Source organism: Clostridium uliginosum, assembly GCF_900112485.1.
Classification (GTDB): domain Bacteria; phylum Bacillota; class Clostridia; order Clostridiales; family Clostridiaceae; genus Clostridium; species Clostridium uliginosum.
In genome coordinates this window covers 114,353-137,071 of record NZ_FOMG01000008.1, presented here as the reverse complement: position 1 = coordinate 137,071, position 22,719 = coordinate 114,353, and the positions used below count along the sequence as shown (strand labels likewise).

The window sequence follows — 22,719 nt, the reverse complement described above, 5'->3', positions numbered from 1 at the left end:
CTTATTCAAATAAATTATAATTTCTTTGCAATTATATCATAATATATAAAATTATACACGTTTATCATTTTGGTCAATATATTATTATTTAATTCATATACATATTATAAATAATAATTTTTATTTGGTAGGTGATAATATTTGTTATTAATAGATTTATATAATTTTTATAAACTACTTTCTATTCCATATGATAAACTCAACTCAATTAACAAAAAAAAAATAAATATAGCTGATTCTATTTTTGAAGATTTATATTTAAAAAAATCTTTTAATCATATTTGGAGAAAAAAATTAAATTCCCCTATTACTAAAGTTGAATCTAAATTTAATTATAAAATATTAGAGAAATCATTTGATTTAATTAAAATAAAATTTAATTACAAAGAATCTTTTATTTTAAATAACTCTCCTAAAGGTGTAATATCCTGCTTTATTGATGAATACATTATTATACTTGAAAAATCCAATAGTAAATTTAAAATAATTTTTCTCACCAATAAAGAGGAAGATCCTCTTTTATATGATAATATCTTAAAAAAAGACTTAATTCAAATAAAAAATTTAATATATTTAGATAAAACAAGTATATGGAGTTCTAAGCTTAAAGTATTAGATAGATTCTACAACAAGTTTTTAGAAAGCACTAATTTTTACAGAAGCCCTTATTCAAAAAGCAAAAAAAATAATTATGATGCATTAAAAGCTTGTAGCTATGCAGAAAAATATGCGTTAATACCTAATGATGAATATAAATCATTTGAAGGTTCTGGTGGAGATTGCACCAACTTTGTTTCTCAGATCATACATTTTGGAGGAATTAATACCTCAAGTAGCTGGAATCCTTATAGCAATGCTTGGGTTAGGGTTGAAGAACTATATTCATACCTTATATATAATAAAATAGCTTTTGAAGTTAATATTACAGAACCTATGACCAAAGGATCTATAATTCAATTTTATACTCCTAAAATTGGTACATTCTTTCACTCGGGAGTAATAACTTATCCCCTTCCAGATGGAGACTACTTATATTGTTGTCATAGCTATAATAAATTAAATTATCCACTAAGTTTAATATATCCAATTTTGTATCCCAAACTTAGAAACATCGAAATATTATAATTAAAGCAGAATCTTTTTTAATATTCATTATATAATAATGACATCTTAACTCTTTTAAAGTTAAGATGTCATTAAATACAAAACAGTTATTATTAAGGGACATTCAAAAAATAATAGACCAGTATGAGTGTTTATTTTGCATCATACTGCATCGACAAATCTAGCTAATAACTAAACTTGCCTCCTTGCCCTTGCATAAAGTGAAACTTTTCAGGTGAAGTTTTTACACTCCAGATGAATTTAGTTGAACTTATACCCTCAAGGGGCACCTAGTCTTAAGACAAAATATATAACGCATCTTTGGTCTATTATTTTCTTTCATGTGCCTAAACTGTTATTTCACTCTTAATTTTTAATGCTTCTTCATTATCTTTTATAATTGGATCTACATATTCATTAATAAATTCTATTACTTGACTTGGAGCTCTACCAACAAATTTTTTAGGATCTATAATTTCTATTATCTCTTCTTTTGTAAGACCAAAAGAATCATCATTTATAATTCTTTGAATTAAATCATTATCTAGTCCTTCACCTTTAATTCTTTGAGCTGCAGCCATTGAATGAACTCTTATTTTTTCATGTAATTCTTGTCTATCTTTTCCTCTTTTTACTGCTTCCATCATTATGTTTTCAGTAGCCATAAATGGTAATTCCCTTAATACATGTGATGCTATTACTTTATCATATACTACCATGTTTTCGGCTATGTTTATGTAAAGATTTAATACTCCATCTAATGCTAAGAATCCTTCCGCTACTGATAATCTTTTGTTTGCTGAATCATCTAATGTTCTTTCAAACCATTGAGTTCCCGCTGTTATAGCTGGATTCAATGCATCTACTATTACATATCTGGCTAATGCACTTATTCTTTCACTTCTCATAGGGTTTCTCTTATATGCCATTGCGGATGATCCAATTTGATTTTTTTCAAATGGTTCTTCCATTTCTTTCATACTTTGTAGCAATCTTAAGTCATTACTAAACTTATACGCGCTTTGTGCTATTTCTGATAAAGTATTTAGAACTATTGAATCAAGCTTTCTAGGATAAGTTTGTCCTGTAACTCCAAAGCTCTTATCAAATCCCATCTTTTCAGCTACCCTATTATCTAATGTCTTAACTTTATTTTCATCACCGTCAAAAAGTTCCATAAAACTTGCTTGCGTACCTGTAGTCCCCTTTACGCCTCTGAGTTTTAATGTTGATAATAGAAAATCTATGTTTTCTATATCCATAACTAAATCCTGCATCCAAAGACTAGCCCTCTTACCAACTGTAGTTAATTGAGCTGGTTGATAGTGTGTAAAACCTAGCGTTGGCAAATCCTTATATTCAATAGCAAAATTCTTTAAATGGTTTAAAACTGTAACTATTTTGTTTTTTATTAATAATAATGCATCTCTCATTATTATTACATCGGTATTATCTCCAACATAGCATGAAGTAGCTCCAAGATGTATTATTCCTTTAGCAGATGGACATAAAAGGCCATATGCATATATATGACTCATTACATCATGTCTTACTTCTTTTTCTTTCTTTGCTGCTTCTTCATAATTTATATCATTAATATGTGCTTTTAACTCTTTTATTTGCTCATCAGTAATATTTAAACCTAATTCCTTTTCACATTCAGCAAGAGCTACCCATAATTTTCTCCAAGTTGTAAATTTCATGTCATCTGAAAAAATAAAACTCATTTCCTTAGATGCATATCTTGAATTTAATGGTGTGCTATATAAATTTCTCATAAAAAACCTCCACACGAATATATTTTATAGTTTTTATTTCAACATTCGTATTATAACATATTTTCTTAATTTTAATAGTGTTTTGTTGAAATTTTTACTTTAAGGCATCTAAAAAAATAATTAGTCAATATGCTAGTCTATTTTTCGCAATATTTTGTCGACAAAGTTCACTGATAGCATCTACTATTAGTGAACTTCTTATTCTAATCTTTCACAAAATATACATTGCATATTTAACTGCGATTTTTTCAAATTACTTATGTTATTATTTAAAGATTTTAATCATATATATAAATATAAAAAATTTTTAAGTTAGGAGTGAGTATAGTGTGTAAATTAAACATCTTTGATAAAACTTCGTTTATTCTAGTATTGATAGGAGCGTTTAATTGGGGACTAATTGGTTTACTAAATTTTAATTTAGTAAATATTATTTCTCTAGGTTACCCTTTAGTTCAAAGAATTATTTATGTAGTTATTTTTCTAGCATCTTTAAATTTAATTTCTTTAATGTTTAGGTGTAATATAGTAAATAGTAAAAATTACTAGTTACATAGTAATGATATTATAAATCATAATTATAAAATAAAACTAATTCTTAAACACCCACCAGATTAACTGGTGGGTGTTATTTACATAAGGTACATTCAAAAAAAATAATAGACCCGTATGTTTGCCTATTTTGTGTCCTACTGGGTCGGCAAATTTAGCTAATAGCTCGCTATTAACTGAACTTACCTCCTTGCCCTTGCATAAAATGAAACTTTTCAGGTGAAATTTTACACTCAAGATGAATTTAGTTGAACTTATACCCTCAAGGGGCACCTAGTCTTAAGACAAAATACACGACACATCTTTAGTCTATTATTTTATTTCATGTCCCTAAAAGAAAAAAGCTCCATACATAATATGGAGCTTTTTCATAACTAATCTTCTAAAGTTTCAACTAATTTAGCAATTTCTTCAACTGCTAAAGCTTCATCGTCTCCTGAAGCTGTTACTTTAATTAATGCATCTTTAGTTACAGCTAAAGATAAAACTCCAATTAAGCTTTTTACGTTTGCTTTTTTACCATTATATTCTATGCTAACGTCTGACTTAAAAGATGAAGCCTTTTTAACTAATAATGTTGCTGGTCTAGCGTGAAGACCTGAACCATTTTTTACCAAAACTTCTTTTGCTACCATTATATCCACCTCTTTACAAAAAATTAATAAATATAGCATTCAACTATTTAATTATATACTGTTTTATAATTAATTTCAACTTAAAAATAGTTAATATGCTTAATCTAGGTATATTATCAAATTATCTAGGTTGTACTATTAATTTTATAGCAGTTCTTTCTTCTCCATCTATCAATATGTCTGTAAAAGCCGGTATACAAATGATATCCTTTCCACTTGGTGCTACAAAGCCTCTTGCAATTGCAATTGCTTTAACTGCTTGATTTATTGCTCCTGCTCCAACTGCTTGGATTTCCGCAATATTTTTTTCCTTTATTATTGCTGCTAATGCACCTGCTACAGAGTTAGGATTTGATTTTGTTGATACTCTTAATACTTCCATTTTTATTATTCCTCCTAGAATGATTATACAAATCGTTTACACTAATATATATTCTATAAAAGGTTTTAAATTCCTCTTATTTTTTATAATTATATTTAAAATAAAATAAAAAAAATAGAATACATCTTGTTATTTAACAAAATGTATTCTATTTTTTTTATTTAGCAAAATCTATTGCTCTAGTCTCTCTTATAACATTAATTTTAATTTGTCCTGGATATTCAAGTTGTTCTTCTACGCTTTTTACTAAATTTCTTGCTAATTCAGCAGTACCAGCATCGTCAACTTTATCTGGTTTAACCATAATTCTAATCTCTCTTCCAGCTTGAATGGCATATGACTTTTCTACACCCTCATAAGAATTTGCGATTTCTTCTAATTTTTCCAATCTCTTAATATACGCTTCTAATGTTTCTCTTCTAGCACCTGGCCTAGCTGCTGATATAGCATCTGCTGCTTGAACCAATACTGCTTCTAAAGATTGCATCTCCACATCCGAATGATGGGCTGCTACTGCATTGATTACTACTGGTAGCTCATGATACCTTTTAGTAAGGTCTCCCCCAATTAATGCATGAGGTCCTTCTTGCTCTTGGTCAACTGCTTTACCAATATCATGTAGTAATCCTGCTCTTTTAGCTAGAGTAACATCTAGACCTAATTCTGAAGCCATTAAACCAGCTAAGTAAGAAACTTCTATGGAATGCTTTAAAACATTTTGACCATAACTAGTTCTATACTTTAATCTACCAAGAAGTCTCACAAGTTCTGGATGTAATCCATGTACGCCAGTTTCTAGGGTTGCTTGTTCCCCTTCTTCTTTTATATCATTTTCTACATCTTTAGTTGCTCTCTCAACCATCTCTTCAATTCTCGCTGGATGTATTCTACCATCCACTATTAACTTTTCAAGTGCCATTCTTGCAACTTCGCGTCGTATCGGATCAAAGCTAGAAAGAATAACTGCTTCTGGAGTATCATCTATAATTAAATCTACCCCTGTTAATGTTTCTAGAGTTCTAATGTTTCTTCCTTCTCTACCTATTATTCTACCCTTCATTTCATCATTTGGTAGCGCAACAACATGCACAGTAGTTTCAGACACATGATCAGCAGCACATCTTTGAATAGCAGTAGTAATTATTTCTCTAGCCTTTTTATCTGCTTCTTCCTTTGCCTTGCTTTCAATATCTTTTATCATTATTGCAGCATCATGTGTAATCTCTGTTTTAATTTCATCTAAAAGAATTTTACGAGCTTCTTCACTAGAAAGAGATGAAATTCTTTCTAACTCTTCTCTTCTTTTAGCATAAATCTCCTGTACCTTTGCTTCTACTTGATCTATATCAAGCATTCTTTGATTGATTTTTTCATCCTTTTTTTCTAGAAGTTCACTCTTTTTATCAAGTGATTCTTCTCTTTGTATTAATCTTCTTTCAAGCCTCTGAATCTCATTTCTTCTCTCACGAGATTCCTTTTCAAAATCATTTCTTAATTTATGAACCTCTTCTTTTGCCTCAAGGATAGTCTCTTTTTGAAGAGCCTCAGCATCCTTATTAGCTCTATCTAAAACAATTTCTGCTTCTTTCTCAAGAGATTCAATTTTATTTTTTGATACGTTTTGAATCATTTTATAAAGTACTATTCCTAATACTAATAATATAATTATATCTATTATTATTATTGGTACTATTCCCATATAAACACCTCCTAGCTTGTTAAGCTATCTATTTAAGTAAACAAGAAAGCGTAGTAGGTGTCATATTATTCTCACTGTATTTGGAATATGATAAACCAGTATTCCTTTTTATTTTATATTAAAATTAAAATTATGTCAAGCTTGCTACGATATTGTTATTATGCTCATTTTTACTAGGACATACTCTCATATTCTAACTATTCCTAATCTCAAGTTCAAGCTTTAAATAGTATATCATTTCTTGATTATATGTCATTTAAATACTATATTTTTTTCTCTATATTCTAGAAAAGGCTGACTCAAATGATATTTAGACATCTTGAGTCAGCACATTTCTTTTCTGTTTAGGCATTGTAAAAAAATAACTAGTTAAATATTCTTAGGATTTTTTGAACTAGACAAGGAAGTAAAGACAATTAATACTACTGTTGTTAACTGCCTTTGCTGACACAGTATAGTACAAAAAAGATAAGAATAATGACTATTTATTTATTTTGAGATGCCTTATCTTCTTTACTTAAATCAACTTTCTTTTCTTCTTTTTTTGATTTTGTATCTAACACTTCTTTTATAACTTGTACTTCCATCAATGGAAGTTCATGTTTTTGTCTAATTTGATTTTCTATATCTATTGCAACATCTGGATTTTCCTTTAAATATGATTTTGCATTTTCTCTTCCTTGACCTAATCTTATATCACCATATGAGAACCAAGCTCCACTTTTTTGTACAATTTCTTCCTTAACTCCAACATCTACAATATTACCTTCTCTTGAAATACCTTCATTGTACATAATGTCAAATTCAGCTTGTTTAAATGGAGGTGCTACTTTGTTTTTAGTAACTTTAATTCTTGTTCTATTACCAACAATACTATCCCCTTGCTTTATAGAATCAATTCTTCTTACATCAAGTCTTACTGAAGCATAGAATTTTAACGCTCTACCTCCTGTTGTTGTCTCAGGTGATCCAAACATTACTCCAACTTTTTCTCTTAATTGATTTATAAATATAGCAATACAATTTGTCTTACTAATTGTACCTGCTAATTTTCTTAAAGCTTGAGACATCAATCTTGCTTGTAGTCCAATATGAGAATCTCCCATTTCACCTTCAATTTCAGCTTTAGGAACTAACGCTGCAACAGAGTCAACTATTATTACATCTATTGCACCTGAACGAACTAACGCCTCCGCAATCTCTAGTCCTTGTTCCCCTGTATCTGGTTGAGACACTATAAGATTTTCTGTATCCACACCTAAGTTTCTAGCATAAGATGGATCCAAAGCATGTTCTGCATCAATAAACCCTACGGCACCACCATTTTTTTGAGCCTCCGCTGCTATATGAAGAGCTACTGTAGTTTTACCCGAACTTTCTGGTCCATAAATTTCAATAATTCTTCCTTTAGGAACTCCGCCTATTCCTAATGCTATATCTAAATCCAAACATCCAGTAGAGATAGCATCAACATTTAAGACGCTATGTTCGCCTAATTTCATTACCGAACCTTTACCAAATTGTTTTTCTATTTGTCCCATTGCACTTTCAATTGCTTTTAATTTATTAACATCTATGTTAGCCATAATAATACCATCCTCTCATCGAACTTATGTTCTGTATATAATTATAATTTAACTATTCTTATTAGTCAACACTCTTAACAAAAATTCCTTCTTTGAATTTAAAGAAGGAATTCATCTTAATTATATCCATATTTTACGTTTTATAAACACACTCAAATTATTTATCTGTAGAAATTGTTTCTTTATTGTTTTTAAAATATTCATATCCTGAGAGTATGGTAATCACAACTGCAGCTTTTAAGATTATTCCTGGCACTATGTGAAAAAAGTTGTTCCAAAACTCACTATTTACAACTAAATTCCTTAAATAAGCTGAATCTCTCATATTTGCTTGCATCAATAATAAAATTATAGCTATTATTTGTATTACAGTCTTTATTTTGCCCCACCAACTTGCTGCAATAACTCTTCCTTCAGATGCTGCTATTGTTCTAAGTCCTGAAACAGCAAATTCACGTGCAATTATTATAACTGCAGCCCAACTTGGTACTAAATGCATTTCAACTAAACATATCAATGCTGTTGTAACTAATAATTTATCCGCTAGTGGATCCATAAACTTACCAAAATTAGTTACTTGGTTTCTACGTCTTGCAATATATCCATCAAGCTTATCTGTTAGTGAAGCTACGATAAAAATAAATGTAGCTATAGATCTCCCATACGGTATACCTTTAACAGTTATAAACATTAGAAAGAAAGGTACTAAAAATATCCTAATTAAAGTTAACTTATTTGCAAGGTTCATCTTCAACAACTCCTACTAAATCATAATCCATATTTTTAATTATTTTAACTTTAACAAACTCACCTATATTAACACTTTTAGATGATTTGAACAAAACATTTCCATCTATCTCTGGTGCCATTTCAACGTTTCTTCCTTTATAATATTCTCCATTGTATTCTTCCACTAGAATATCATATAACTTACCAATTTTCAATTTATTTATACTATTGGAAATTTTTTCTTGGATAGTCATTAATTTTTCTTCTCTTTCACTTTTAATCTCTTCTGGTATCTGACCATCCATTATAGAAGCAGGCGTGTTTTCCTCTCTTGAGTATTTAAATACTCCAACTTTATCAAGTTTGTATTCTTCTAGAAATTTTATTATTTCATTAAAGTCAGTTTCACTTTCTTGTGGAAAACCAACTATAAAAGTTGTTCTTATTATCATATCTGGTATATTGTTTCTTAATTTGTTTATCTTATTAGTTATATCCTTTTGTGTAGTTTTTCTTCCCATAAGTTTTAAAACATTATCACTTATGTGTTGAATAGGTAAATCTAAATATTTAACTACTTTTTTATTGTTTGCCATTTCACTAATTAATTCATCATATATTTCTTCTGGATAACAATAAAGAACTCTAATCCACTTAATACCTTCAATTTTTGATAATTCTTTTAATAATACATGGAGATTTTTTTCACCATAGATATCACTACCATATAATGTTGTATCTTGAGCTATTAAAATCAACTCTTTAACCCCTCTTGTGGCTAAATCCTTAGCTTCATTTATAATATTCTCCATTTTTCTACTTCTAAATTTACCTCTAATTTTAGGAATAATGCAGTAAGTACAAAAATTATTGCATCCTTCTGCTATTCTTATATAAGCACTTTCTTTTTGAGTTGTAAGAACTCTTTCTCCTTCATTGATATTGTCATCTGAATAATTTAAAAGTTCTGCTGCTTTTTTATTTCCCTCTATAAAGTCTGTTATAACTTCATTTATTTTATTATAATCATTTACGCCTAACATTATGTCTATTTCTGGTATAAGATTTGTTAATTCATTTCCATATCTTTGTATTAGACATCCTGTTGCTATAAGCAACTTGCATTTATAATTATTTTTATATTCTGCCATTTCTAAAATAGTATCTATTGATTCTTGTTTTGCTGCTTCTATGAAGCCACAAGTATTTACAATTATTACATCGGCTTCCTTAGGGTTATTAGTTATTTCATACTCTTTGTTCATTTTTCCAAGGATGATTTCAGAATCTACCCTATTCTTGTCACATCCTAAACTTACCATTCCTACTTTATACTTCGTCAAGTCGTTATCCTCCTGTGTTTTAATGCTTTTAATTATAACAAATTAATTATAGTTTTTACAACTCTAATAATTAACTTAATTTTTATTTATTTTTAAAGAGCAATTTCATTTCTTCATTTACTAAATCATATTAAAATTATTTTTCTTCTTGATTGTTTGTTAACTCTTCTTTAGTAATCAATACTTGTCTTGGTCTACTACCATCTTTTTGTGATATAATCCCTCTTTCTTCTAATTGATCCATAATTCTAGAAGCTCTATTAAATCCTATTCTAAGCTTTCTTTGAAGAAAAGATGTTGATGCTTGCTCATATTCCACTACAGCGTTCATTGCATCTCTAAGTAATTCATCCACATCATCCTCACTAGTTAAGTTGCCCTGTGATTCACTATTAATGTGTTCAATAATGTCTTCTTCGTAAATTGTATCCCCTTGCTTAGTCTTAATAAATGAAACTACTTGCTCAACTTCTTCTTCTGATATAAAACAGCCTTGTACTCTGAGTGGTTTGCTTTCTCCTACAGGATAATATAACATATCCCCCTTACCAAGAAGCTTTTCTGCTCCTGAACCATCTAAAATAGTTCTAGAATCTATTTGAGAAGAAACTGCAAATGATATTCTAGATGGTATATTAGCTTTAATTACACCCGTTATTACATCTACAGACGGTCTTTGAGTTGCTATTACCAGATGCATTCCTGCAGCCCTTGCCATTTGTGCTAGCCTTCCTATATAGTCTTCTACATCATTTGGACATACCATCATTAAATCTGCAAGCTCATCTACTATAATTACTATATAAGGAAGTTTTTCTTGTATTATTCCCTTATTAAATAGGTCATTATATGATTCCATATTTCTAACTCCCATATCAGCAAAAAGTTGATATCTCTTTGTCATTTCATTAACTGCCCAATTAAGTGCAGCAGCTGCTTTCTTGGGGTCAGTAACAACTGGAATCAAAAGATGCGGTATTCCATTATATACATTAAGCTCAACCACTTTAGGATCTACCATAAGCAGTTTAACTTCATCAGGGCTATATTTATATAATAAACTTATTATTAATGAATTTATACATACACTCTTACCAGATCCTGTTGCTCCTGCAATTAATGTATGAGGCATCTTACTTAAATCCCCAACAACACACTTACCAGAAATATCTTTTCCAAGTGCAAAAGCTAATTTTTTATCAGAGTTAATAAATTCTTTTGATTCTAATACTTCTCTCAAAAATACTGGTAATTGATGTGAATTGGGAACTTCTATTCCAATTGCTGCTTTACCCGGAATTGGTGCTTCTATTCTGATTCCTGAAGCTGCAAGACCTAATGCTATATCATCAGATAAATTCACTATTTTGCTAACCTTAACACCTGGACTTGGTTGTAATTCAAATCTTGTTACAGATGGTCCTTTAGTAACTTGAGTAACCTTAGCATCTACTCCAAAATTAGATAAAATCTCTTCAAGCTTACTTGCATTTTCTATTAATTCTTTTTTATCTGAACTCTTAAGCTTTGTATTACTGTTTATTTTTAATAGTTCTAAATTAGGATGGGTGTAAGGTATTATTTCTTTATTTCCTAAAAGTTTTTCTTCTATTTCATTGTTCATAGTTTCTTTAACATCATTATCTAGCTTTTCTTTTTTACGATGTTGTGTTGTATTCACTTCTCCTAATAATCCTTCAATTTCAAGATCAGATGATGCCTCAAGTTCTGAATCATCTTTAAATGTATCATTCTTCATAAAATCTAAAATTTTTATCTTTTTATTTACTCCAGATAAAAATTCATTTTTATCTTTATCATTTAATAAGGGATCTTCCATCTTTTCAACTACGTTTATAAAATCATTTTCTCTTGATTTTAATATTTTATTATTATTAACTTTTAAAGTTCTTTCTTTTTTTAATTTTTCTCCCCTTTTTTTAGCTTCCATTCCTAAATCATATAAAGTAACATCAAAAATTAAAATAATAGAAATTGCTGAACCAGTAAAAAATAGTATGTAAGAACCTATGGCTCCTATAAACTTATACAATGGATAACTTATAAAATATGATATCAATCCTCCATGTAATCCACCTTTATTATCAATAATAAACTTAAGGTTCTTTCCAAAATCATTAGGATCTTCCATTGTTTGAATACTTATAATTGCGCAAGTTAACATTATAATAATTGCTAAAATTGAAATTCCAAAAAACTTTTTTCCGAACCTAATATCCCCTCTTGTCTTAATATATTGAAATCCAAAATATATTAAATATATAGGTATTGTATAAGAACCAACTCCTATTAATAAATAAGATAGGTTTTGAGCTAAAGAAGATAATATTCCTGCTAAGGAGGTGTATATAGCTATAGCAAGTATCAAACCAGCTGCTACATATGTTATCCCTACTATATCCTTTTTTATATTATTCTCATTTTTCTTTTTATTTTTAGTGCTTCTCTTACTTTCAGTTCTACTCACATTTAATCACCTCACTTTTATTTACTTCTACATCAAATAAAATTTCTCCTTTAATAAGATACCACTAAAAAGAAAAATCAGCTATAGATTTTTCTATAGCTGATTAAATAATTAATTTTCAGTTAATTCTTTCAGTTTATTTAATGCTTCACTTATTCCTCCAACCTCATCAATTAACCCACAATCTACTGCCTGCTTTCCAATTAAAATTGTTCCTACATCATTTAGTAATTCATTCGTTTCTAGCATGAATTTTTCTAACTCTTCTTCTTTTATATTGGATGTTCTTACAATGAATTCATTTATTCTCTCTTGCATCTTTTTAAAATACTCAAACGTTTGAGCTACTCCAATTATAAAACCATTCATTCTAACTGGATGAACTATCATAGTTGCAGACGGAGTTATAAAAGAGAAATCTGCCGAGGTTGCAAGTGGTACTCCTATCGAATGTCCTCCTCCAGTTACTATTGAAACTGTAGGTTTTGACATACTACTTATCATCTCTGCTATAGCAAGACCTGCTTCAACATCTCCACCAACAGTATTTAGAACTATTAAAATTCCTTTTACATTATCATTTTGTTCCATGTCAATTAATTGTGGTATTATATGTTCATACCGTGTAGCTTTTGTTTGAGGTGGTAATACTACATGACCTTCTATTTGACCTATTATTGATAATACTTGTATTCCCCTGTTCGGAGTAGTGACAGCTGTATTTCCAAGTTCTTTTATAGATTCAATTTTATCTTGAGCTTCTGAATTTTTATTTTCATTCTTTTTTTCACTATTAAACATATTAGCATTCATAGACATTCCTCCCATACAGCTATTTTGTACCAAAGGAATTGTTTTATACCTAAACATTTAAATCAATATACAATTATTAATTAATTATCATACATTGTAAATCATTAAAATATTTGGCTGTGTTTTAAATGTGTGTTGATATTAAAACAGAACCAAATATACAAACATACTGATTGTTATTTTTTGGAATGTGACTTGTGTAAGAGCAAGAAAAAAAAGTTTAGCTCATAGCTTATCTATTCGCTAAACTTTTTAACACAGTATGACCCAAAATAAACTAGCATACTTACTTGTTATTTTTTGAATATGCCTAAGCTAAATTAAATGTCTTATGTAAAACATTTATTGCTTCTTTAACATTATCTGCATGAATTAAACACCAAATTGTCATATTGGAATCAGCTGTTTGTAAAACCTCTATATTATTATTAATCAATGCTTTTATAATTTTAGCCATAACTCCAGGTCGTCCGTTCATTCTCGAACCAATAACAGCTATAGTACTACAATCTTCAACTAAATAGTATTTAAGTTTAAAACTATTTAAAATGTTTTCTAAAATCTGCTTAGCCTTAGCATCTATAGTAAAAATTTGTCTATCAGGAAATATATTTATTAAATCTAAACTGATTTTATTTGCAGCTACTAAATCTAATATGTCTTTATACTTGGTATTACCTTCATTTTCAGAAGCCTTAATTAAAACTTGTATTCTATTTTTTTGATGCGTTATTCCAGTTATAATTCTTTCGTTTTCTCTATCACCAAAATTGTTAATTAATGTTCCTCTGCAATTGCTCATTGTATTCTTAATTAATAAAGGAATATTTGCTTTCATAGCAAGTTCTACTGCTCTAGGATGAATCACACTAGCTCCTTGATCTGCTAGTTGAAATACTTCATTATAACTTATTACATCAATTAAAGTAGCATCTTCAACCAATCTTGGATCTGCTGTCATAATTCCATCAACATCAGTATATATTTCAATCGTTTCAGCTTGCAGAGCTACACCTAAAATAGAAGCTGAAGTATCGCTTCCCCCTCTTCCAAGAGTAGTCAAATATCCATTTTCTGCAACTCCTTGAAATCCTGCAACTACAGGCACCCTTCCTTGAGATACTAAGTCTATAATTTTCTTTGGATTAGTATCTATACATTTAGCATCAGTAAAATTATTATTAGTTATAATACCAGCTTGTCCACCAGTTAAAGGCACTGCATCTATTCCTGCATTATATAAATCATTACTAATTACAACCGCACTAATAAACTCACCACAACACATAAGTAAGTCCTGAGCTAATTTGTTTGAATTTTTAAATTTATCATCAACTAAAGATAATAAGGTATCAGTTGCATATGGTGCACCTTTTCTTCCCATTGCAGAAACTATTACAACGGGTCTATATCCTTCTTTAATTGCTATTTTTACTTTTTCAATTACCTTTTGTCTTCTTTCCTCAGTTGAAACTGAAGTTCCTCCAAACTTTTGCACAACTATCTTCACTTATATATTTGCTTACCAAAACATTTTTAAAATCAAATAATAAAATTTAATTTTAATCTTTTAGGCGCCTGAAATGTTTTGATAAACGTCCTCCCTTCATTCTAAGTAATATGACTATTCAAATTATGTGTAACTTACATAAGGCATATGAAAGAAAATAACCTAGCATACTGACTTATTACTTTTTTGAATATGCCTAATATCTTTTTATATAAGTTAAAAACTACAATTTAACTTTCTTAACTACATCATCATCAGCATCAAGTATTATAGTTTTTGCTCCAATCTTTTTTACACATTGCCAAGGAATTTCTAAAAATTCCTTGTTACTAAACATGTTAAATTTTCCCCCATTTAGATTAACAATCAAAAACTTAAAGTTACCTTCATCATCTATTATCAAATCATTATTTAATAAATAGTCATATTTTTCACCATCATTAATATTGATTAATTCATATCTTTCTATATCACTTAAATATTTAATATTACTTTCTTCACCCATAATAACTACCTCCTTTATTACTCATAACATAATATGATAAAAGAAGGTGGTTTATTACAGAATTATTTATTTGATAGCTATCATCTGCAATACCCACAACCTATTTTAAGTGGGGATAACGACTACACGTTCTTGATAAGTTCTTCTAAATTTTAGTTATAGTAATAAACTTTTAAGCAAACTTCAACTGACACTAAAAATCACTTTATATCTGAACTTTATCTTGATTTAAAGAATTATTATATGCTTTAGTATCTTTTAAAATCACATTATTTAATGAGTTAAAATCTACATCTTTACCAACATAACTAGCATTTAACACTCCAGATTTAAAACAATTATCTAAGACATAATTAATATTTTGTTCATCTATATCATCTATCTTTTTTATAACCTGCTCTTGCGTAAATACAGTACTTTTTAAAAGATAATTCTTTGCATTTGCAAACATCCTTGAACTAGTACTTTCCAATCCTAAAATATATGTTGCTTTAATTTTTTCTTTGTTTATTTCAAGTTGATTCTTAGTTATTCCGTTTTTTGCAAATTTAATAATCTCTTTATCTATAACCTCTAATGCTTTTGGTGCATAAATTTTACTAAGTCCAGTATAAATATTTACTGTACCAATTCCTTGAAATGGTTGTAGATAAGAATATACAGAATAACATAAACCTAATTCTTCTCTGACTTTTTGGAAAAGAATTGATGAAGCTCCTCCACCTAAAATATTATTTAATAATACCAATGCATAATTATTCCTATCTCCATAAGGTAAGCCTTTTAATCCTAAAGAAATATGAAGTTGTTCTATATCTTTATTAACATATCCAGCTTCAGACTGTATTATAGGAGTAGTATAATTAGGTTTGTATACTTCTTTAGCTTTCCAATCTCCAAAAGATTCTTCTATTAATTTTTTTAATTCATCCTCATCAAATTTACCACATATTGATAAAACTGAATTATATGGAGTATATTTTTCATCAATAAAATTTAATATTTTTTCTCTATCAAAAGATTTGACCTTTGATATAGTTCCAAGTATAGGGTATGACAATGAATTGTTTCCAAAAGAGACTTTTGACTGTTCATCATCTAAAACATCTTCTGGTGAATCTTCACCCATATTAATTTCTTCAGTAACTACACCTTTTTCCTTTTCAATTTCTTCTGGATCAAATTTTGCATTTAATATCATATCTGAAAGAATGTCTATTGCTAAATCTAAATGAGTGTTTAACGCTTTTATATAATAACAAGTAGCTTCTTTACTTGTGAATGCATTAATTTGTCCTCCTACATTTTCTACTTCCTCTACAATTGCTTTTGGAGTTCTCTTTTTTGTACCTTTAAAAAACATATGTTCAATAAAATGTGATATTCCATTTAACTCTTCTGTTTCATTTCTTGAGCCATTTTGAATCATAATTCCAACACTTACTGAATTTAAATGTTCAATTCTTTCAGTTATAATTCTAAGTCCATTTTCTAAGGTATACATATTATACATAAATATTGTTGCCTCCTTCCATTTGATGCATTATAAAAAATAATAAACTGATCTTATTATTTTCTTTAAAATGCCTTAGCCTTTAGTTATAAAAATATTCTTCCCATAATATTATTTTAATATGAGAAAATTTTCTTAAATAAGTTTATTTACTACTAATTATAACTTAAGCTACATGTTAAGGATTATAAAAGGCTTATATCCCCTGTCTAAAATTGTTGGGAAATTCATCCTTTTAAGCTTAATTTATGTCCTTTAATTCATTATAATTAACGTACTTTTTAGTAAAAAAAAAGGCAATTAAATTGCCCTTTATTTTTCTTCTTTATTTTCTTGATCTAATAGTGCATCTTTTCTCGAAAGATTTATTCTTCCCTGTGAATCAATTTCAGTAACCTTAACTAAAATCTCATCTCCTACAGAAACTATGTCTTCTACTTTATTAACTCTTTCTTTATCTAACTTAGATATATGCACTAGTCCTTCTTTATTCGGAAGAATTTCAACAAAGGCTCCAAATGTAGTTATCTTAATGACTTTACCTAAGTAAACTTCACCAACTTTAACATCCTTAGTTAAACCTTCAATTATCTTAATCGCTTCCGCAACTCCACTATGGTCAGGTGAACTTACAAATACAGATCCGTCTTCTTTTATATCTATCTTAACTCCTGTATCTTGTATGATCTTATTAATAACCTTTCCACCAGCTCCAATTACAGATCTAATTTTTTCCGGATCTATTTGAATTGTTTGAGTTTTTGGTGCATATAATGAAACATCTTGTCTTGGTGCTTCAATACATTCATTTATCTTATCTATAATAGTTAATCTAGCTTTTCTAGCTCCACGTATAGCATTTTCTACTACATTAAAGCTAAATCCTTTAAGTTTTGTGTCAACTTGAATTGATGTAATTCCTTCAGTAGTACCTGCCACCTTAAAGTCCATATCTCCAAAGAAATCTTCTATTCCTTGAATATCTGTTATTACTTCTTCTTGTGATAAATCTTCTGATGTGATTAAACCCATTGCAATACCTGCAGCTGGTCTTTTAAGCGGAACACCTGCATCTAATAATGCTAATGTTGAACCACAAACTGAAGCTTGTGAAGTTGATCCATTTGAACTTAATACTTCTGATACTAATCTAATTGTATATGGGAATTCTTCTTCAGATGGGATTAATGGTTCAAGTGCTCTTTCTGCCAAAGCTCCATGACCAATTTCTCTTCTACCTGGTCCTCTTAAAGGTTTTACTTCTCCAACACTATATCCTGGGAAGTTATAGTGATGCATATATCTTTTTGATTGTGCTTCATCTATTCCGTCTAAGATTTGAATCTCACTAATTGAACCTAATGTTGCAACAGTCATTACTTGAGTTAATCCTCTTGTAAATAATCCTGTTCCATGTGTTCTTGGAAGTATTCCTACTTCACAGCCAAGTTGTCTTACTTCATCAAAAGCTCTTCCATCAGGTCTTCTTTTATCATTTAGAAGCATATTTCTAACAACTTTCTTTTGCATAGTGTAAAGAATTTCTTTTATATCTCCAAATTTTCCTTCGTACTTTTCGCCAAATTCTTCTTTAACTTTTTGATTTACTGCATCTATTGCTGCATTTCTTTCATCTTTGTTAGTTATATACATAGCTTCTTTAATCATATCTGAAGCAAATATTTTAACTTCCTTTTCTATCTCTTCATCTACAGTAAATAATACTGGTGTATTCTTTACTTTACCAAACTTAGCCATAGCTTCTTCTTGGAAAGCAATTATATTTTGGCATTCATCAAATCCATATTTGATAGCATCGATCATAGTATCTTCTGGAATTTCATTTCCACCAGCTTCTATCATCATTACTCTCTCTTTTGTTGCACATACAGTTAAGTGAAGTGTACTTTCTTCACGTCCTTTTGCATCTGGATTTACAACGAATTTTCCATCTATAATTCCTACTTGAACAGCTGCAACTGGAATTGTAAAAGGTATACTTGATAAGCATAGTGCAGTTGATGCTGCATTAATTGCTAAAATTTCTGGTAAATTGTCCTTTTCTACTGAAACTACTGTACAAACTACTTGAACATCATTTCTATATCCCTTTGGAAATAAAGGTCTTAGGGTTCTATCAACAGCTCTACCATTCAATATAGCCTTTTCTGATGGTCTACCTTCTCTTTTTATAAATCCACCAGGTATCTTACCTACTGCATATAGTCTTTCTTCATATTCAACACTTAGAGGAAAAAAATCTATTCCTTCTCTAGGTCCTTCTGATGCATTAACATTAGTTAAAATAACAGTATCACCATAACTCATAAATATAGCTGCATTTGACAGCATACCTACTTTTCCGAACTCAACTTTCATCTCTTTTCCAGCGATGTTAGTTTTTAAAACATTACTCATCTTATGAAACCCTCCCTTCGAGCTCATCTTTATAAGGCATTTCTAAATAAATAACTAGTTATTTATTTTACAATGCCTAATATTATAATTTTTAAAATAATAGAGCGGAAGATCCGCTCTAAAAAATTATCTTCTTAAACCTAATTGTTTTAGTATAGTTCTATATCTTTCGATATCTTGATCTGCTAAGTAATTTAGAAGACCTCTTCTATGTCCAACCATCATTAAAAGACCTCTTCTTGAGTGATGATCTTTTTTGTGAACTTTTAAATGTCCAGTTAATGAGTTGATTCTTTCTGTTAATAATGCGATTTGAACTTCTGGTGAACCAGTATCTCCTTCGCCTCTTCCAAATTGCTTAATAATTTCTAATTTTCTTGCCTTATCCATAAGTGCACCTCCGTGTATTTTTATCCCCTTAGTTCCAAGTAAAAAGATGGCACCTTTAAACTTAGAAGTAGGTTCAATGTGTATTATATCAAAACTAGGGATTGTTGTAAATAATATTCTTATTTAATAACAATATTCTCTTCATCTGCGAAAGACTTGTTTCTTTGTAGCTCAGCTACTAATTCCTCTAATCCATTAAACTTTTTTTCATCTCTAATTTTTTTTATGAAGTAAACTACTATAATTTCTCCATAAATGTTTTCATCAAAGTCTAAAATATAAGTTTCTAATGTTAATTTCTTACCATTAACTGTAGGATTATTTCCAACTGAAGTAATTCCCTTATATATTTTATTATTTACCTTAACATTGGTATAATATACACCTATTTTAGGTAAAAGGATATTTTTATTATAAGATAAATTTGCTGTAGGAAATCCAATACTTCTACCAATTTTACGTCCATGTACAATTTCACCTTTAATTGAATAAGGTCTATTTAACATATTACTAGCTTCTAAAACATTTCCTTCTTGCAATTCATTTCTAATTCTTGTACTACTTATAACTTCATCTTTATATGTACAGGAATCCATAACATACAATTCATATCCATATTGGGCTTGTAATTTCTTTAAAAGATTTATATCTCCTAAATTTTTATATCCAAACTTATAATTAAAACCTACAACTATACCTTTTACGTTTAACTTAGTATATAAAAATTCTATAAATTTTTCAGGTGTTATTTTCATAAACTCTTCATTAAACTCTTCAAAGCACACTATATCAATACCTTTATTATTTAGGATTTCTATCTTATTATCATTCTCCATCAAAAGTCTAATAGTACTTGCTGGGTCTATAAATGTTCTAGGATGATTTTTAAATGTAAAAACCATACTCTTACCATTATTGTTTTTTGCAATTTCGATAACCTTATCTATTAAAGATAAATGTCCAATATGTAATCCATCAAAACTTCCAAGTGCAATATAATTGTCATAAGTTTGTACATTTTCAAAGTTGTTTTCTATAATAACCATACTTTTACTCCTAAATTAAACTAATAACTTTTGTATTTTAAATCCTTGATCATCTTGCTTTCCGATTCCTATAAAAGTATCTTCTTTATCATAAACTCTGTATAAAGTGTTTTTTTCTATATGTTCGTCACTCAATCTTTTATCATATACTTTTACGCCATTTACTAATAATTTTGTAAAAGATGTATTTACATTTAATCTTGGATAAAACGAAAGTGCCTCCTCGATACTTATAATGTAATCTTTAATGTTTTCTTCTGTTAATTCTTCAATATTAATACTATCTTTTTCATCAAATATTGAAGTTCTGGTTCTTTTTAGTTCTACCATGGTTGCTCCAACATTTAATTTTTCTCCAATATCATAACATAAACTTCTTATATATGTTCCTTTAGAGCAAGAAACTTTAATTGATACATATGGCAAATCATAACTTATATCAAAAATATCATATATTATAATATGTCTTGCTTCTCTTTCAACTTCAATTCCTTGCCTTGCAAGATCATAAAGTCTTACGCCATTTTGTTTTAATGCTGAGTACATTGGTGGAATTTGATCATATCCTCCTAGAAAAGATAAAATAACTTCATTTACATCTTCTTGTTTAATATTTGATGTATCTCTTTTTTTTATAATTTCTCCTTCTAAATCGTAAGTAGTAGTATTTACTCCTAGTAAAAGTTTAACTTCATATACTTTTTTAGAATCCATTATATAATCAATAATTTTTGTGGCTTTTCCTAAACAAACAGGTAATACTCCTATTGCTTCTGGATCTAAAGTTCCTGTGTGTCCTACTTTTTTTTCTTTTGCCAAAAACTTTATTTTTCTAACAACATCAAAAGAAGACATTCCCTTATTTTTAAATACATTTATTATTCCATTCATAACTTCATCTCTTCTTTAAGAGTCTTTAATAAATTACTCTTTGCTGTTTCTAAATCTAAATCTTTTTGTATAGCTCCAGCTGCCTTCATATGACCACCACCGCCATAACATTCTGCCACTTTTCTTACATCAACATTATTTTTAGATCTTAAACTTACCTTAATTCCTTTTTCTGATTCTTTCAATAATAAAGCTACCTCTACTCCTTTAATTCCAAGGCCAATTGAAATTATATCTGAAGTATCCACATTTATTAAATTAAAATTTTCTAATATATTTTTAGATATTTGCATTACTGCTACTTTATTTTCTAATGCAAGCTCTACATTTGCTAGAATACAACCCATTAATTTTACTTTATTAAAATCTTTATTATCAAAAAGATTACTATGAATTTTACTATTATCTATTCCTAATTCTATAACCTCTGAAGCTATTAAATGAGTTCTCTTTGTCACATTTGAGTGTCTAAAAGAACCCGTATCTGTTACTAAAGATGTATAAATAGATTTAGCTATATCTATTTCTAAAGAAGTTTTTTTATTAAAATCAATTCCTAATTCCTTTATTAATAAATATGATATTTCCGCTGTAGCTGCACATGTAGGATCAACATAATTTATAAATCCATATTGTTCATTAGATAAGTGATGATCTATATTAATTATTTTTCCATCATAGTTATCTAAATGTGCGGAAATTCTATCAATATTCCCACAATCTAATACAATTACTAAATCTGTATTAGAATCTGGTTCTAATGTATTACCATCGATTTCTTCAGATAAAGCAAGGAAAGAGAGGTTATCTGGGATAACATCTCTTGAAATAATATAAGCCTCTTTTCCTATACTTCTAATTGCCCTAAGAAGTGATAACGTACTTCCTATAGCATCTCCATCAGGAGATGTATGAAAAGATAATCCAATCTTTTTTGATTTTACTATTTCTTCCTTTATGCTTGTAATAGACATTATTTGTCTTTTACCTTATGAATTAACTCATCAATATGCATAGCATAATTGATTGAGTCATCTAATTCAAATATTATTTCTGGGTTGTGTCTTAGATTTATTCTTTGGCCTATAGTTTTTCTTATATATCCACTAGCACTCTTTAATGCTTCAAAATTACTTTTCTTTTCATCATCACTTTTAGAAAAGATACTTACATATACCTTAGCATATCTTAAATCCTTAGTAACCTTAACATCTGTTACCGAAATCATAGCTGTAAGTCTTGGATCTTTTATTTCATTTTGAAGTATGCTACTAATTTCTCTTTTGAATTCTTCATTAATTCTTCCGCCTCTATAGTTTGGCACTTTCTATCACCTC

At 28.9% G+C, this 22,719-nt stretch carries 20 protein-coding genes; 2 read left to right on the top strand and 18 right to left on the bottom strand.

Annotated features, from left to right (window positions below; genetic code table 11):
• The first annotated feature begins 141 nt into the window (after positions 1 to 141).
• On the top strand, positions 142 to 1,125 hold the full coding sequence (locus BM027_RS07645; protein WP_090090421.1) for an amidase domain-containing protein: 984 nt from the start codon (positions 142 to 144) through the stop codon (positions 1,123 to 1,125).
• A gap of 326 nt (positions 1,126 to 1,451) precedes the next feature.
• Here BM027_RS07645 and purB read toward each other — a convergent pair whose 3' ends face one another.
• A complete protein-coding gene (purB, locus tag BM027_RS07640; protein ID WP_090090420.1) occupies positions 1,452 to 2,882 on the bottom strand; it encodes an adenylosuccinate lyase in 1,431 nt (476 codons plus the stop codon).
• Positions 2,883 to 3,200: 318 nt separating this feature from the next.
• On the opposite strand from purB, the gene BM027_RS07635 reads away from it, so the two are divergent.
• Positions 3,201 to 3,431: a DUF378 domain-containing protein gene (locus tag BM027_RS07635; protein ID WP_423230325.1), complete on the top strand. Its 231-nt coding sequence runs from the start codon at positions 3,201 to 3,203 to the stop codon at positions 3,429 to 3,431.
• A 377-nt stretch (positions 3,432 to 3,808) separates the two neighbouring features.
• On the opposite strand, the gene BM027_RS07630 is transcribed toward BM027_RS07635, so the two are convergent.
• The 17 genes from BM027_RS07630 to rbfA all read right to left on the bottom strand — a co-directional run bounded on the left by BM027_RS07630 (position 3,809) and on the right by rbfA (position 22,706).
• On the bottom strand, positions 3,809 to 4,069 hold the full coding sequence (locus tag BM027_RS07630; protein ID WP_090090414.1) for an HPr family phosphocarrier protein: 261 nt from the start codon (positions 4,067 to 4,069) through the stop codon (positions 3,809 to 3,811).
• Between the two features lie 121 nt (positions 4,070 to 4,190).
• Positions 4,191 to 4,451, bottom strand: a complete 261-nt coding sequence (locus tag BM027_RS07625) for a stage V sporulation protein S (RefSeq protein ID WP_090090412.1) — start codon at positions 4,449 to 4,451, stop codon at positions 4,191 to 4,193.
• A gap of 157 nt (positions 4,452 to 4,608) precedes the next feature.
• Complete coding sequence (rny, locus tag BM027_RS07620; protein ID WP_090090409.1) at positions 4,609 to 6,150, bottom strand: ribonuclease Y; 1,542 nt, start codon at positions 6,148 to 6,150, stop codon at positions 4,609 to 4,611.
• A gap of 485 nt (positions 6,151 to 6,635) precedes the next feature.
• A complete protein-coding gene (recA, locus tag BM027_RS07615) occupies positions 6,636 to 7,736 on the bottom strand; it encodes a recombinase RecA (protein ID WP_090090406.1) in 1,101 nt (366 codons plus the stop codon).
• 157 nt (positions 7,737 to 7,893) lie between these two features.
• Complete coding sequence (pgsA, locus tag BM027_RS07610; RefSeq protein ID WP_090090403.1) at positions 7,894 to 8,484, bottom strand: CDP-diacylglycerol--glycerol-3-phosphate 3-phosphatidyltransferase; 591 nt, start codon at positions 8,482 to 8,484, stop codon at positions 7,894 to 7,896.
• Positions 8,468 to 9,808, bottom strand: coding sequence for a 30S ribosomal protein S12 methylthiotransferase RimO (gene rimO, locus BM027_RS07605; protein WP_090090400.1), 1,341 nt, complete (start codon positions 9,806 to 9,808; stop codon positions 8,468 to 8,470). The genes pgsA and rimO overlap by 17 nt, the downstream gene beginning before the upstream one ends.
• A 136-nt stretch (positions 9,809 to 9,944) precedes the next feature.
• Positions 9,945 to 12,296: an FtsK/SpoIIIE family DNA translocase gene (locus BM027_RS07600; protein ID WP_090090397.1), complete on the bottom strand. Its 2,352-nt coding sequence runs from the start codon at positions 12,294 to 12,296 to the stop codon at positions 9,945 to 9,947.
• Between the two features lie 111 nt (positions 12,297 to 12,407).
• Positions 12,408 to 13,109 (bottom strand): ClpP family protease, encoded by a 702-nt coding sequence (locus tag BM027_RS07595; protein WP_090090395.1) that lies wholly within the window; start codon positions 13,107 to 13,109, stop codon positions 12,408 to 12,410.
• A 310-nt stretch (positions 13,110 to 13,419) separates the two neighbouring features.
• Positions 13,420 to 14,619 carry an aspartate kinase gene (gene dapG, locus BM027_RS07590; RefSeq protein WP_090090392.1) on the bottom strand — a complete coding sequence of 400 codons (1,200 nt, stop codon included), beginning with the start codon at positions 14,617 to 14,619 and terminating at the stop codon, positions 13,420 to 13,422.
• A gap of 223 nt (positions 14,620 to 14,842) precedes the next feature.
• Positions 14,843 to 15,124, bottom strand: a complete 282-nt coding sequence (locus BM027_RS07585; protein WP_090090389.1) for a YlmC/YmxH family sporulation protein — start codon at positions 15,122 to 15,124, stop codon at positions 14,843 to 14,845.
• A gap of 205 nt (positions 15,125 to 15,329) precedes the next feature.
• Entirely contained in the window at positions 15,330 to 16,637 is a 1,308-nt protein-coding gene (locus tag BM027_RS07580) for a M16 family metallopeptidase (protein ID WP_090090386.1), read from the bottom strand.
• 312 nt (positions 16,638 to 16,949) lie between these two features.
• Positions 16,950 to 19,055 carry a polyribonucleotide nucleotidyltransferase gene (locus tag BM027_RS07575; RefSeq protein ID WP_090090383.1) on the bottom strand — a complete coding sequence of 702 codons (2,106 nt, stop codon included), beginning with the start codon at positions 19,053 to 19,055 and terminating at the stop codon, positions 16,950 to 16,952.
• Between the two features lie 126 nt (positions 19,056 to 19,181).
• Positions 19,182 to 19,445: a 30S ribosomal protein S15 gene (gene rpsO / locus BM027_RS07570; RefSeq protein ID WP_090090380.1), complete on the bottom strand. Its 264-nt coding sequence runs from the start codon at positions 19,443 to 19,445 to the stop codon at positions 19,182 to 19,184.
• Between the two features lie 119 nt (positions 19,446 to 19,564).
• Positions 19,565 to 20,491: a bifunctional riboflavin kinase/FAD synthetase gene (locus BM027_RS07565; RefSeq protein ID WP_090090378.1), complete on the bottom strand. Its 927-nt coding sequence runs from the start codon at positions 20,489 to 20,491 to the stop codon at positions 19,565 to 19,567.
• A gap of 15 nt (positions 20,492 to 20,506) precedes the next feature.
• Positions 20,507 to 21,382 (bottom strand): tRNA pseudouridine(55) synthase TruB, encoded by an 876-nt coding sequence (truB, locus tag BM027_RS07560; RefSeq protein ID WP_090090373.1) that lies wholly within the window; start codon positions 21,380 to 21,382, stop codon positions 20,507 to 20,509.
• On the bottom strand, positions 21,379 to 22,356 hold the full coding sequence (locus tag BM027_RS07555) for a DHH family phosphoesterase (RefSeq protein ID WP_090090370.1): 978 nt from the start codon (positions 22,354 to 22,356) through the stop codon (positions 21,379 to 21,381). The genes truB and BM027_RS07555 overlap by 4 nt, the downstream gene beginning before the upstream one ends.
• Positions 22,356 to 22,706, bottom strand: coding sequence for a 30S ribosome-binding factor RbfA (gene rbfA, locus BM027_RS07550; RefSeq protein WP_090090368.1), 351 nt, complete (start codon positions 22,704 to 22,706; stop codon positions 22,356 to 22,358). The genes BM027_RS07555 and rbfA overlap by 1 nt, the downstream gene beginning before the upstream one ends.
• Positions 22,707 to 22,719 lie beyond the last annotated feature (13 nt).

Coding starts and splice junctions, on each gene's coding strand:
- BM027_RS07625 (WP_090090412.1), bottom strand. CDS start 4,451: ATGGAAGTATTAAGAGTATCAACAAAATCAAATCCTAACTCTGTAGCA.
- recA (WP_090090406.1), bottom strand. CDS start 7,736: ATGGCTAACATAGATGTTAATAAATTAAAAGCAATTGAAAGTGCAATG.
- rny (WP_090090409.1), bottom strand. CDS start 6,150: ATGGGAATAGTACCAATAATAATAATAGATATAATTATATTATTAGTA.
- BM027_RS07565 (WP_090090378.1), bottom strand. CDS start 20,491: ATGGTTATTATAGAAAACAACTTTGAAAATGTACAAACTTATGACAAT.
- BM027_RS07585 (WP_090090389.1), bottom strand. CDS start 15,124: ATGGGTGAAGAAAGTAATATTAAATATTTAAGTGATATAGAAAGATAT.
- pgsA (WP_090090403.1), bottom strand. CDS start 8,484: ATGAACCTTGCAAATAAGTTAACTTTAATTAGGATATTTTTAGTACCT.
- purB (WP_090090420.1), bottom strand. CDS start 2,882: ATGAGAAATTTATATAGCACACCATTAAATTCAAGATATGCATCTAAG.
- rpsO (WP_090090380.1), bottom strand. CDS start 19,445: ATGGATAAGGCAAGAAAATTAGAAATTATTAAGCAATTTGGAAGAGGC.
- BM027_RS07575 (WP_090090383.1), bottom strand. CDS start 19,055: ATGAGTAATGTTTTAAAAACTAACATCGCTGGAAAAGAGATGAAAGTT.
- BM027_RS07595 (WP_090090395.1), bottom strand. CDS start 13,109: ATGAATGCTAATATGTTTAATAGTGAAAAAAAGAATGAAAATAAAAAT.
- truB (WP_090090373.1), bottom strand. CDS start 21,382: ATGAATGGAATAATAAATGTATTTAAAAATAAGGGAATGTCTTCTTTT.
- BM027_RS07580 (WP_090090386.1), bottom strand. CDS start 16,637: ATGTATAATATGTATACCTTAGAAAATGGACTTAGAATTATAACTGAA.
- BM027_RS07555 (WP_090090370.1), bottom strand. CDS start 22,356: ATGTCTATTACAAGCATAAAGGAAGAAATAGTAAAATCAAAAAAGATT.
- BM027_RS07630 (WP_090090414.1), bottom strand. CDS start 4,069: ATGGTAGCAAAAGAAGTTTTGGTAAAAAATGGTTCAGGTCTTCACGCT.